Origin of the sequence: Corynebacterium sp. LK26 (genome assembly GCF_014335085.1) — a bacterium.
Lineage (GTDB): Bacteria > Actinomycetota > Actinomycetes > Mycobacteriales > Mycobacteriaceae > Corynebacterium > Corynebacterium jeikeium_D.
Map to the genome: position 1 here is coordinate 485,583 of NZ_PDHB01000001.1, position 13,063 is coordinate 498,645.

Below are 13,063 nucleotides of genomic sequence, written 5' to 3' on the forward strand. Positions count from 1 at the left end.
CTCTCCCCGACACGACAACAACCGCCGCTCTCCCACTTCAGTGAGAAAACGACGGTTGCAGAAAACCGACTAAGGCTTATTGAGCGTCTTTATGCAATCGAGCCGCGAACCTTTTCGTAGGCAGCGCCGACCTTGTACAGACGATCGTCACCGTGGCGCGGAGCCATAATCTGCAGGCCTACCGGCAGGCCGGTGTCTTCAGCCAGGCCCGACGGCACGGACATGCCACACATGCCGGCCAGGTTGAGCGGCAGAGTACACAGGTCGAACATGTACATGCTCAGCGGGTCGTCAATCTTCTCGCCCAACTTAAACGCAGTGGTCGGAGTGGTCGGCGAGATCAGGACATCTACCTGTTCGAAGGCCCGCTCGAAGTCCTGCTGAATCAGGGTACGGACGCGCTGTGCCTGGATGTAGTAGGCGTCGTAGTAACCGACCGATAGCGCGTAGGTACCAATGATGATGCGTCGCTTAACCTCATCGCCGAAACCAGCGGCACGGGTCATAGCCATGACCTCATCGGCCGAGTGCGAACCGTCATCACCAACACGCTGGCCGTAACGCATGCCGTCGAAACGAGCCAGGTTGGAGCTGACCTCACACGGCAGAATCAGGTAGTACGCGCTCAGTGCGTGGTCGAAGTTCGGGCAATCGACCTCGACCACCTCTGCGCCAGCTTCCTTAAGCTTGTCGACGGCCTCGTGGAAGCTGTCCAGTACGCCGGCCTGGTAACCCTCGGTGCGGTCGAACTGCTTGACGATGCCGACCTTAACCCCCGTGAGGTCACCGGTAGCACCTTCCTTGGCAGCAGCAACCACATCGGCAATCGGCTGCTCCGTGGAAGTCGAGTCATTCTCGTCGTGACCAGCAATGATTTCGTGCAGCAGCGCGGTGTCCAGAACGGTTCGCGCGGTCGGCCCACCCTGATCCAACGAGGAGGCACAAGCGACCAGGCCATAGCGGGATACCGTGCCATAGGTCGGCTTCACACCGACCGTTGCGGTCAGAGCTGCTGGCTGACGAATCGAGCCACCGGTGTCAGTACCGATAGCCAGCGGAGCCATACCGGAGGCCAGCGCCGCGGAAGAGCCACCACCGGAACCGCCTGCGGTGCGCTCAACATCCCACGGGTTGTGAGTCGGGCCGTAAGCGGAGTTTTCAGTCGACGAGCCCATGGCGAACTCATCCATGTTGGTCTTACCCAGAATTGGGATGCCAGCTGCACGCAGCTTGGCAGTAACCGTTGCGTCGTAAGGACTCATGTAGCCCTCGAGCATCTTGGAAGCGCAGGTGGTCGGCGCATCGGTGGTAGTGAAGACATCCTTCAGCGCCAGCGGAACACCGGCCAGCGCGGAGGCCGGCTCCTCGCCAGCATCCAGCGACTCATCGACCTTGCGAGCTGCAGCCAGGGCCTCTTCGGCACCGACGTGCAGGAATGCGTGAATGTCCTCATCAATTGCCGCGATACGGTCGAGGAACGCCTGGGTGACCTCTACCGAGGTCAGCTCACGAGCGTGAATCTTCTGTGCGAGCTCAAAAGCGCTCAGCCCCAGAATCGGGTCCTCAGCAACAGCGGCATGCAGGTTCGGGTTAGCTGCAATCATTTCTTCCACGTACTCCTACTCGCCGAGAATCTGGGGAACTTCGAAGCGCTGGCGGTCCTGCGACGGCGCCTGGTCCAGCGCCTGCTCCGCAGTCAGCGTCGGCTTGACGACGTCCTCGCGCATCACACCGGACAGCGAAGAGGGGTGACTCATCGGTTCAACATCATCCGCAGCCACCTTTTGAACGGCCTGGACGTGGTTAATAATGCCGTCGATCTGACCGGCGAACTCGTCGAGTTCCGCGTCAGTCAGAGCCAGACGGGACAATCGCGCTAGGTGGGCGACCTCATCGCGTGAGATAGCTGGCACGCTAGTACCCCTTTCATTTCTTCGTACGAAGCTAGTGCACAGAAGTTTAGTTGAAACTGATTTTGAACCGCGCGAGCGGGCTGTACTTGCCAACAGTAGTCGTTGTCGCCAAGTAGTTGTCCGCAGGGTCTTACATTTCAAAGGTTTACCCTGTAGCCTAAATCACTACTTCTATAGTTACACCGCAAGCATCACTATCAATTATTCGAAAGGTTGTGCACACAGCCATGAGTTACCTCCTTCGCATCCAGCTTCCCGACGAACCAGGCGCACTTGGCTACGTCGCGGCTGCCCTGGGCGAAGTAGAAGGTGATATTCGCAGTGTCGATGTCGTAGATTACGGCGCTAATGGCGTTGTTGTCGACGACATCGTGGTTGACCTGCCCATGGGCCTGCTCCCAGACACACTGATTACGGCGGCTCAGTCCATTAGCGGAGTGGAAGTCGATTCAATTAGGCCTTTTTCCGGCTCGGTCGACCGCCGCGGACAGATTGCGCTGCTGGCCAAGTTCTCACAGCACACGAAGAATTTGGATCGTGCCCTCGGAGATGTCGTCGACGGCCTGCCTCAGACTATGACTGCCGGCTGGGCTATCGTCCTCGGCGAACAGAGCGATGGCCGGTGGGTACGTCGCGCTTCCTCTACCGCTGCTCCAGAGGATAACGGCCGGACTCTGCCGGAAGCCCCGATTGACTCGCCACGAAACCTGGATCCGGACGAAGAAACGTGGCTTCCGGAGGACTGGACGGTTATGGACTCCTCCATTGCCGCTACCCCAATGGGCAAGGGCCTCGTTCTCGTTATTGGCCGGCCCGGCGGGCCAGACTTCCTGCCAAGTGAGGTTGAGCACTTGGGACGTATTGGCACGATTGTCGGTGCGATTATCGACTAGCAGCGGCTAGTGGGCTGCTCCCTTCTGTGGGCTGCTCCCTTCTGCTCGAAGCTCTTACCCTATGGCTCCTCCCCTATGGAGCGCAGTGATTCACGCTTAGCGGTAAAGTCTGGAAATGATACCAGTCAATAAGGAGCTTCTTTGATGTCGAACTTGAGTGACCTCGTCGGATCCCACGTGCGTGCCGAATCCGGCCGTGTCCCCCAGTCGTCCACTGAGATGGAATTCTGGTCCGGTCTGTCACGGGTTGTTGTCGATGACCTAGCGGACAACTGGCAGCGCACCACGGAGGCATACGCTGCTACCCGCCAGCAGCACTACTTCTCCGCCGAGTTCCTCATGGGTCGCGCCCTGCTGAATAACCTGCTCAATGCAGGTCTGGTGGATGAGGCCTCTGCTGCCGTGAAAAAGTACGGCAAGAATCTGACAGACGTGCTCGAGGCTGAACACGACGCCGCTCTCGGTAACGGTGGCCTGGGTCGTCTGGCCGCCTGCTTCCTGGATTCCTGTGCCACGCAGAATCTGCCGGTGACCGGTTATGGCATCCTCTACCGCTACGGTCTGTTCAAGCAGACCTTCGAAGATGGCTTCCAGGATGAGCACCCGGACCCGTGGATGGAAGAGGGCTACCCCTTCGTCATTCGTCGCGAGGAACTGTCCAAGATTGTCACCTTTGATGACTTGGTGGTGCGCGCTGTTCCATATGACATGCCAATTACCGGCTACGGCACCGATAACGTCGGCACGCTGCGCCTGTGGCACTCGGAGCCGATGCGTGAGTTCGACTATGACGCCTTCAACTCGCAGCGCTTCACCGACGCCATTGTCGAACGGGAGCGCGTCCATGACCTGTGCCGCGTGCTCTACCCGAATGACTCGACCTATGACGGCAAGGTCCTGCGTGTCCGCCAGCAGTACTTCTTCGTCTCCGCTTCGCTGCAGACGATGATCGATTCTTACATCGAGAATCACGGCGAGGACCTGCGCGATTTCCACAAGTACAACTCCATTCAGCTCAATGACACCCACCCGGTGCTCGCTATCCCAGAGCTGATGCGTCTGCTCCTGGATGAGCACGATATGAGCTGGGACGACGCCTGGAACGTCGTGTCCAACACCTTCGCCTACACCAACCACACCGTTCTGGCAGAAGCGTTGGAGACCTGGGAATACTCCATTTTTGACCGTCTCTTCGGCCGCGTTCTGGAGATCACCCGCGAGATTGACCGCCGCTTCCGCGAAGACCTGGCGGAGCGCGGCTTCGACCAGGGCAAGATTGACTACATGGCGCCGATTTCTCACGGTCGCATCCACATGGCGTGGATCGCCTGCTACGCCGCGTACTCCATCAACGGTGTTGCTGCCCTGCACACGGAGATTATTAAGCGCGAAACGTTGAAGGACTGGCACGATATCTGGCCGGAGCGCTTCAACAACAAGACCAATGGCGTCACCCCGCGCCGCTGGCTCAACCAGTGCAACCCGCGCCTGTCGGCACTGCTGACTCGCCTGTCGGGTTCGGACGCCTGGGTCACTGACTTGGACAAGCTCGCTGAGCTCGAAAAGTTTGCTGACGACGAGGCCGTGTTGCGTGAGATTCTCGACATCAAGCACGAGAACAAGAAGGACTTCGCCACCTGGCTGGAGCACCGCCAGGGTATTTCGGTGAACCCGGACGCCATCTTCGATACCCAGATTAAGCGTCTGCACGAGTACAAGCGCCAGCTTCTCAACGCGCTCTACATCCTCGATCTCTACTACCGCATCAAGGAAGACCCAGCGCTGGACGTGCCACCGCGCGTGTTCATCTTCGGTGCCAAGGCCGCCCCAGGCTACGTTCGCGCGAAGGCCATCATTAAGTTCATCAACGCTATCGCGGACAAGGTCAATAACGATCCGGACATGGACGGTCGCCTGCAGGTCGCTTTCGTTGAGAATTACAACGTCACCCCGGCAGAGCACATCATCCCGGCCACCGACGTCTCCGAGCAGATTTCCACTGCCGGTAAGGAGGCTTCGGGTACCTCGAACATGAAGTTCATGATGAACGGCGCACTGACGCTGGGCACCATGGACGGCGCAAACGTCGAAATCGTCGACGCCGCCGGCGAAGAGAACGCCTACATCTTCGGTGCGCTGGAAGAGGAGCTGCCGGAGCTGCGTCGCACCTACAGCCCGCGTGGCACTTACGAAACGGTGCCGGGTCTCAAGCGCGCGGTCGATTCGCTTGTCGACGGCACTTTTGCTGACGGTGGCAGCGGAATGTTCCACGACCTGCACTTCTCGCTGCTGGAGTCCAACGGGTACGAGCCAGCCGATGTCTACTACGTCCTCGGCGACTTCGCTGACTACCGCGAGACCCGCGACCGCATGGCCGAGGACTACCGCGACGAGCTGGCGTGGGCCAAGAAGTGCTTCCTGAACATCATCCGTTCGGGCCGCTTCTCCTCCGACCGCACTATCCGCGATTACGCCAATGAGGTCTGGAAGCTGGAAGAGACCAAGATTTAGGCCCGGCTGGGTCAAATCCTGGCTGGGCCAAGCCCCAGCTAGGCCTGACCAGTTTCCAGCAATCGCTTGAACCCATCCTCGTCGAGGATGGGCAAGCCCAGCTCCTCGGCCTTTGTGGCCTTGGAACCGGCGTTTTCGCCAACCACCACGTAGTCGGTCTTCTTCGACACCGACCCTGCGGCCTTACCGCCACGGGAGATAACGGCTTCCTTCGCGCTGTCGCGAGTGAAGTCCTCCAAAGAGCCGGTGACTACCACGGTCAATCCCTCTAGCACCTGATCTGGACGATCGGCGACCTCATCGGCCATACGCACACCGGCAGCTTCCCAGCGCTCGACAACCTCGCGGTGCCAGTCCACCTCGAACCAGTCAGCCACGGAATCGCCGATGATCTCGCCAATGCCATCGATGGCCGAAATCTCCTCGCGGCTCGCAGCGCGCAGCGCCTCCATCGAGCCGAACTTCTGTGCCAAGGTCCGCGCCACTGTTGGACCCACATGACGAATGGACAGGCTGACCAATACGCGCCACAGCTCTTTATCCTTAGCTGCCTCGATGTTGGCCAACAGTTTCTTACCATTGGCGTTCAGGGTTTTCCGCGAAGCCGTAGTGTAGACCTCAGTGCCGAGCAAATCTTCCTCGGTGAGGTCGAAGAGGCGGGACTCGTCGGCAAGCACGCCGCGATGAATCAAATCGGCAGCGCCCCTCTCCCCCAGGTTTTCGATATCGAACCCGGAGCGGGAGGCGAGGAATTCAATTCGACGCCGCAGCTGACCTGGACAGTAGCGGGTATTGGGGCAACGCCAATCGGCATCGCTGTCCTTTGCCGGAGCCAAACGAGTACCGCACTCGGGGCAGAGAGTCGGGTAAATGTACTTTCGCTCGCTACCATCTCGGAGATCGGCTACGGGGCCGAGTACCTCTGGAATCACGTCACCGGCCTTGCGGATGGTCACACGGTCCCCGATGAGCACACCCTTTCGGTGCACCTCGGAAGGGTTGTGTAGCGTCGCCATCTCGACAGTTGACCCGGCCACGAAGACCGGCTTCATCACGGCATATGGCGTCGCACGACCAGTTCGGCCGATGGAGACTCGAATGTCCAGCAGGTCCGTGGTGACCTCTTCTGGCGGATACTTGTAGGCAATCGCCCAGCGCGGCGCCCGCGAGGTCGCGCCCAACGCGCGCTGCTCGGAAAGGGAGTCAACCTTGACCACAAGCCCGTCCATCTCGTGGATGGCGTCGTGGCGGTGCTCGCCCCAGTACTGCATCTGCTTAACGACGTCATCCGCGGAATGAACCTGCTTTGTATACGGCGACACGTGGAAACCCCACTCGTCCAAGGCACGATATGCCTCGTGCTGGGACTGTGGACGCCAGCCCTCGATATGACCAATTCCATGGCAAATCATGGACAACCGGCGCTTGGCCACTTCTGCAACATCCTTCTGTCGCAGGGAACCGGCGGCGGCGTTACGGGGGTTGGCAAACGGCTTCTGACCCGCTTCGACGCGATCGGCGTTGATGCGTTCGAACTCTTCCAACGAGATAAAGACTTCACCACGCACCTCGAGCACGTCGGGGATGTTCTCGCCGCTGATTTCATGCGGAATATCTTCGATAGTGCGCGCATTGGCGGTGACGTTCTCCCCCACGCGGCCGTCTCCGCGGGTGGCCGCCCGGACAAGGCGGCCATTCTCATAGACCAGATCGATAGACAGGCCATCGATTTTCAGCTCGGTCAGATACGTGCTGGCCGGGGTGCGGGCCAGCCAGCCGCGCAACTCCTGCTCATCGAAAACATTGTCCAAGCTGTAAAGGCGTTCGAGGTGCTCAACAGGCTCGAACACTTCCCCGTCGGCAGGCGTGTCGACCTGCGCACCGACCTGCTGCGTGGGGCTGTCCGGCACCACCAGATCGGGCCACTGCTCCTCTAACCGCTGCAGTTGACGGAACATCTCGTCGTATTCAGCATCGGAGATAACCGGCTGCGCGGTGTAGTACAGCGCAGCGTTTTCACGAATGCGAGTTGCTAGATCTTGCCACTTCTCCCGGACGTCCGCCGGCGCTGGCTCGGAGGCGGGGGCGCTGGAAAACGAAGACAAATCGGAGGTTGACAGGTCGGAGTTCTCATCGGTCGAGGAAGTCACGTCGCTCATTCTATGTCATTGCCCGGATGCGCCGGAGGACACGGAAATTCTCTTGACCTTGTTCCTGCCCCTCAGCGAATCCGCACTCTCCGCTACAGTTGAGACATGCATAATTTCGATCCGCGACGCATGCTCGCGTTTGATCTGGAGACTACCGGCACGGATCCTCGCACCTGCAAGATTGTCACTTCCGCACTGGTCCGACTGACTGAGCAGGGCAAAGATTCCACCATCATGCTCGCTAATCCCGGTGTCGAAATTCCACAAGCTGCGTCTGATGTGCATGGCATCACCACTGAAAAAGCTCGCGCGGAGGGGCGCCCGCACGATGAAGTGCTAGCGGATACCATTGCCGGCCTTCGAGCTGCCTGGCGCGATGGTCTGACCGTAGTGGCCTATAACGCGGCTTATGATCTGACGGTACTGCGCTCGCAGGATCCCAGTTTTACTGTTGACGGCCTCGTCGTCGACCCCTTTGTGCTGGATAATTACGTCGACCCAGAACGTCGTGAAAAACGCACTTTGACTGATGTCTCCCGCCATTATCAGGTGCGCCTGGACGGGGCACATGATGCCACCGAAGATGCTCTGGCGGCTGCGCGCATCGCATGGGTGATGGCGCGCCACTACCGGGAGCTAACCGAAAAATCAGGGGAAGAGCTGATGGAGCTGCAGGCCGTCGCGTACTACCAGTACAAGAAGAACCTGCAGCAGTACCTGACCGAAAAGGGTAAGGATACGTCGGACTTCACCTTCGGGTGGCCGATGGACTGAGCAGCGACCCCTTCACCCTCCCCGGCTCTCCCAATATCCAGATTTTTGTGATTATCCAACGGAAACCGAATATCCAAATTTCGGCGGGATATCCAAGTTATCCAAGTCGATGTGGATTATCCATTGCTATTATTGATGCGTGACCACTCGCAGCGACAAGGCCATCTCCATCCCACGCAATCCTTTCCACCCCACATTCGGCCGATCCCCGGCCATCATCGGTGGGCGCGATGTCGAGCTGGACTCGTTTGAGCTGGCTCTGGCGGAAGGCCCCGGTAATCCCTGGCGAACCGCGCTAATTTCCGGTACCCGCGGAATCGGCAAGACGGTACTTCTCAACGAGTTTGAAGCCGCAGCAAAGCAACTGGGATGGATTGTGCTGCGTGCTCACATCGGCTCTGAAATGATTTCTGAGCTCACCGATGTCACCATTCCGCGCGCTTTCAGTGCCATTGACAGTGCACCGACGGGCAAGGGCCGTCACCTCACCGGCCTGTCCATCGCCGGCATTGGCGGGTTTAAGACGGAAGTCAGCACTTCTCAGCCCGAGCCCGGCAGGAATCTGCTCAGCCAACTTCAGGATCTCTCGGCTCTCCTCATGCCACAGGGATCCGGCATCTTGCTCACTCTCGACGAGGTGCAAAGTGCAGAACCCGCACAGCTCAACGAAATTGCCCATGCAATCCAGGACCTAAATCGCGACGATGCGGAGATTGCCTTTGTCGCAGCCGGGCTGCCCAGCGGTATCGAAGACTTGCTCCAGCTAGAGGGCGCAACATTCTTACGCCGTGCCGAACGCGTGTCTCTGGGCCGATTGGACGTGGAGACCACCAAGGACATCATTCGCAGAACTGCAGAACTCGGCGAACGCGCGATGACCGAGGATGCCGTCGAGCTGGCCGCTGAACTCAGCCACGGCTACCCGTATCTCATACAGACCATTGGCTCAGTCGCTTGGGCGAAGGCCAGGTTGGCCCACTCGGACACCATTACCGCTCAGCATGTCTCGGATGCCGCAGCGGAATCCATCCGCCGCATCGGGCTGCAAGTTCATGCGCCCAGCCTGCGGAAAGTGTCACCTCGCCAGATTGATTTTCTCAAAGCGATGGCGCGCCTCTCCCCCAATGGAAAGCCCGTGGCCACGAGCGTCATCGCAGAGACCATGGGACGCAAACTCTCTGGCATCTCACAGCTTCGCCATGACCTGATTTACCGTGAGCTGATTGTGTCAGCGTCGACGGGATACGTGGAATTCACACTTCCCTACTTCGCGGACTACCTCAATACGCTGGTGGAATAAGGTCGCTATTCGTCGCGAGCCAAGTCACCGGCTGCCCGACGAAGAAGCTCCGTGGCATTGCGGCCTGCGCCGAGTTGCGCCTGTGCTTCTTCATTGGAGCTGGCAGCAAAGCCGCCCATCGGCGCCAGATTCAGGCTCTCAGCAATCTGTAGGCGCGAATAGCCCAGCTCATCCCAGAACAGCGCTGCTTGCTCAGCGAGTGCTCGAGCCGGTGTCGCCACCGGGACGCCCGTGTGCTCTTCTCGCTCCGTGACCGTCACTGGCACAATACCCAGCTCCAGGGACATATCGGCACCGACCACGGCAGCCGCAAAATCCAGTTGCTGCGTGGTGGTCAGTTCTTTGCGAGGTAGCCACACTCCGGCCGCACCGGAATCCGCCAAGGCCTGAACAGCCAGGCCATCGGGGCTCGACAGCGCGATGGTCACTTCGATTTCGTCGTCACGCAGCGGCCCTGTGACTTCGAGGAAGATCTCCGCGATCTCGCGGTGCCCCTGGGCGGGGAGATAACCCGCGTTGCCCATCAGCATGGACGGGGCCTTGATTTTGCCCTGTACGACTGCGCCGAGTGCGGGTTCTGCCAGAAGTACTTCGATGTCGCTGTCGAAACGCCGACGGACATCGGCGATGTGGGAAGCCAATCCCGCGGCCAACGACTGCGCGAAGTACTTCACGGCGCCGCGGTCAACGGCGATGAGATGGCCTGCGGCATTTTCCACCGAAGTCGCCATCGTCCATGGGCCGAGAGCGGTCAGGCGAATTTTCTGCGGGGTGCGTCCCCACGCTTCCTCGCACGCGTCGATGTCTCGGTGGAGATAATCAGTGGCCAAGGCACTCGCGCGACCACGACGGTCGGCGACTTTCCAGGAGCGCGCTCCCCTGTCGACGACGAGGTCAGCCATGAGGGCGGCCGTGCGACCGACGGCATCGGCGCCGAACCCACGGGCGGGCAACGTCGGTAGCGTGAGGTGACCTTCCAGGCATTCGCCAATGACAATCTCTGCCGCCTCGTGTGGATTGCGGCCCGGCATCGGGCCAAGGCCGACAAAGGAGGTCACGACAAGTCCTCTTCACGGGCGGTCGAGACAATCGTGCCGGAGCCCAGCACGTAGTCGCCCGCAGTGTCAGTGTGGTACAAAACAGCGGCCTGACCAGGCGCGACACCACGAAGCGGATCGCTCAGGTGCAGCCGGAAGGCGCCACCGCGTCCGGTGACGTCATCGTCAGGTCCTGCCAGCACTTCAATGCGGCAGTCGATGGGGCGACCATGCGCACGCACCTGCACCTGCAGCTTGCCGGCCTCCGAGGCAGCGAGTACCTCATCCGGGTTGGCCAGCCAGATGGCACGGTCGGCCTCGAGCACGTTGACATTCAAGTCCGCAGCCGTGCCGATTGTCACCGTGCCGGTCTCTGCATCAATGCCGGTGACATAGCGCGGCTTGCCATCCGGCATCGGCCCCGCCAGGCCAATCCCCTTGCGCTGACCAATGGTGAAACCGTAGACACCGTCGTGCTCAGCGACGGTGTCGCCAGTTTCCTTATCCACAATGGTGCCCGGGCGACGGCCAATCTTCGCGCCCAGGAACGCCTTGGTATTGCCATCCGGGATGAAGCAGATGTCGTAAGAGTCCGGCTTGTTGGCAGTGCCTAGTCCCATCCCGCGGGCTTCTTCACGAATCTCTGGCTTCTCGGTGTTTCCTACCGGGAACATCGAGCGCTGCAGCTGCTCGCGATCCAGCACGCCCAGGACATAGGACTGGTCCTTCTTCGCATCGCGGCCGCGGCGCAACAGGCCGTCGTCGCCAAGCAAAGCGTAGTGCCCCGTGACCACAGCGTCGAAGCCGAGCGCGATGCCGCGCTCTAGTAGAGCGGCGAACTTGATGCGTTCATTGCAGCGCAGGCATGGGTTCGGCGTCTCGCCGCGCTCGTAGGAGTCGTAGAAGTCATCCATGACCTCTTCCTTGAAGCGCTCGGAGAAATCCCAGACGTAGAAAGGAATGCCCAGCTCATCGCAGACGCGGCGGGCATCGCCGGAGTCCTCTAGCGAACAGCAGCCGCGGGATCCAGCGCGAACGGACTGCGGATCTTTCGACAGCGCCAAGTGCACGCCGACGACCTCGTGACCTGCGGCCAATGCACGCGCCGCAGCCACGGAAGAATCCACACCACCGCTCATTGCTGCAAGAACTCGCATTGCGTTGCAACCTTTCCCCTCTAGATTTTGTGCACGTGTCACCGTACCACCACGGGGCAAAAACTAAGCCATGCCCGCACGCCGCGCCCGCTCGACCGTTTCCGGCAGCGCCGAAATGACGGCGTCGACATCCGCCTGCGTCGAGGTGTACCCCAGCGTAAAACGAATCGACGACCGCGCTTCCGGCTCCGAAACGCCCATCGCCATCAGCACGTGCGAGGGACGGTTAACGCCCGCGCTACATGCCGATCCCGTAGAGCAGTCAATTCCCGCCGCATCGAACAGCATGATCAAACTATCGGCCTCCGCGCCCGGGAAGCTAGCGTAGACGTGCCCCGGCAAAGCGAGCTCGCTGGTGTGGATAATCGCACCGTCGATGTGCACGATTGCCCTGATGAGCTGCTGCGTCAGACCGCGGATTCGTTCATTGTCCGTCGCCATCGCGTCCACCGCCGCGCGCAGTCCTGCCGCCATGCCCGCCGCCGACGCCACGTCCTGCGTGCCCGAACGCAGTCCGCGTTCCTGCCCGCCGCCGTTGTTATGCGGGGTAAGTTTCGCTTCACGACGAACAAGCAGCGCCCCAATCCCACGGGGACCGCCGAACTTGTGCGCGGAGATGGCCATTGTAGTGGCGCCACTTGCGTGGAAATCAATTGGCAGATGTCCGGCTGCCTGCACAGCATCGATATGGAAAGGCACGCGAGCCTCCTTCGCCCGCTTGGCAATCTCCTCCACCGGCTGGATAGTGCCGGTCTCATTGTTCGCCCACATGCACGTCACCAGCGCGGTGTTCTGCCGACTCATCGCCGGGAACTGCACCATGTCAACGCGACCATCAGCACCTACAGGAGCCTCAACAATCTTGGCCCAGTGTTCCTTTTCCAGATGGTGGCATGTCTTCAACACTGCATCGTGCTCGATTGGTGGAACCACAATGTCCGAGCCAGAGGCCTTGAAGTACAGGCCTGAAATCGCTAGATTGTCGGCCTCAGTTCCACCGGAAGTAAAAACTACCTCGATGGGATCGGCACCGAGCAGCTCTGCAATTTCCTCTCGGGACTCTTCCAGAACCTTTTTCGCAATGCGTGCGGTGGCGTACTGCCCCGAGGGGTTGGCCAGACCTAGGTTCTCGACCATTGCCGTGCGCGCTTCTGGGCGCAATGGCGTAGTCGCGGCATGATCCACAAAGTGACGGGTCTTCGCAGCAGACTTCATTTCACTCTTCTCGTCCGGAGCGGCAACGATGTGGTCATTAAGCATGCAGGCAGTATAACGCTGCGTGCGGCTTATGCTCACTATCCGCCATAGTTAAACCTCACTGTCTGCAC

The 13,063-nt window shown here is 60.0% G+C and carries 10 protein-coding genes; 4 read left to right on the forward strand and 6 right to left on the reverse strand.

Going from position 1 to position 13,063, the window contains the following annotated elements; all coding sequences use genetic code 11:
- Positions 1-89 precede the first annotated feature (89 nt).
- Both gatA and gatC read right to left on the reverse strand, forming a co-directional pair.
- A complete protein-coding gene (gene gatA / locus CRD13_RS02160) occupies positions 90-1,604 on the reverse strand; it encodes an Asp-tRNA(Asn)/Glu-tRNA(Gln) amidotransferase subunit GatA (protein ID WP_187401207.1) in 1,515 nt (504 codons plus the stop codon).
- 15 nt (positions 1,605-1,619) lie between these two features.
- Positions 1,620-1,913, reverse strand: coding sequence for an Asp-tRNA(Asn)/Glu-tRNA(Gln) amidotransferase subunit GatC (gene gatC, locus CRD13_RS02165; RefSeq protein WP_005509328.1), 294 nt, complete (start codon positions 1,911-1,913; stop codon positions 1,620-1,622).
- Positions 1,914-2,140: 227 nt separating this feature from the next.
- On the opposite strand from gatC, the gene CRD13_RS02170 reads away from it, so the two are divergent.
- Together CRD13_RS02170 and CRD13_RS02175 are read left to right on the forward strand one after the other, a co-directional pair.
- Positions 2,141-2,806, forward strand: a complete 666-nt coding sequence (locus tag CRD13_RS02170) for an amino acid-binding ACT domain protein (protein ID WP_048735304.1) — start codon at positions 2,141-2,143, stop codon at positions 2,804-2,806.
- 144 nt (positions 2,807-2,950) lie between these two features.
- A complete protein-coding gene (locus tag CRD13_RS02175) occupies positions 2,951-5,317 on the forward strand; it encodes a glycogen/starch/alpha-glucan phosphorylase (RefSeq protein ID WP_069358818.1) in 2,367 nt (788 codons plus the stop codon).
- Positions 5,318-5,355: 38 nt separating this feature from the next.
- Here the strand turns inward: CRD13_RS02175 and ligA are convergent, their stop codons facing one another.
- Complete coding sequence (gene ligA, locus CRD13_RS02180) at positions 5,356-7,476, reverse strand: NAD-dependent DNA ligase LigA (RefSeq protein WP_101738712.1); 2,121 nt, start codon at positions 7,474-7,476, stop codon at positions 5,356-5,358.
- A 96-nt stretch (positions 7,477-7,572) separates the two neighbouring features.
- On the opposite strand from ligA, the gene CRD13_RS02185 reads away from it, so the two are divergent.
- Entirely contained in the window at positions 7,573-8,241 is a 669-nt protein-coding gene (locus CRD13_RS02185; protein ID WP_069358819.1) for a 3'-5' exonuclease, read from the forward strand.
- 139 nt (positions 8,242-8,380) lie between these two features.
- Positions 8,381-9,541 (forward strand): ATP-binding protein, encoded by a 1,161-nt coding sequence (locus CRD13_RS02190; protein ID WP_048735292.1) that lies wholly within the window; start codon positions 8,381-8,383, stop codon positions 9,539-9,541.
- 5 nt (positions 9,542-9,546) lie between these two features.
- On the opposite strand, the gene CRD13_RS02195 is transcribed toward CRD13_RS02190, so the two are convergent.
- From CRD13_RS02195 to CRD13_RS02205, 3 genes are all read right to left on the reverse strand, one after another.
- The gene (locus CRD13_RS02195) at positions 9,547-10,599 is read right to left on the reverse strand and encodes a methionine synthase (RefSeq protein WP_048735289.1); all 1,053 of its coding nucleotides are present in this window, start codon (positions 10,597-10,599) and stop codon (positions 9,547-9,549) included.
- Entirely contained in the window at positions 10,596-11,735 is a 1,140-nt protein-coding gene (gene mnmA, locus CRD13_RS02200) for a tRNA 2-thiouridine(34) synthase MnmA (RefSeq protein ID WP_048735286.1), read from the reverse strand. The genes CRD13_RS02195 and mnmA overlap by 4 nt, the downstream gene beginning before the upstream one ends.
- 63 nt (positions 11,736-11,798) lie before the next feature.
- Positions 11,799-12,950: a cysteine desulfurase family protein gene (locus CRD13_RS02205; protein WP_070605137.1), complete on the reverse strand. Its 1,152-nt coding sequence runs from the start codon at positions 12,948-12,950 to the stop codon at positions 11,799-11,801.
- Between the last annotated feature and the right edge of the window lie 113 nt (positions 12,951-13,063).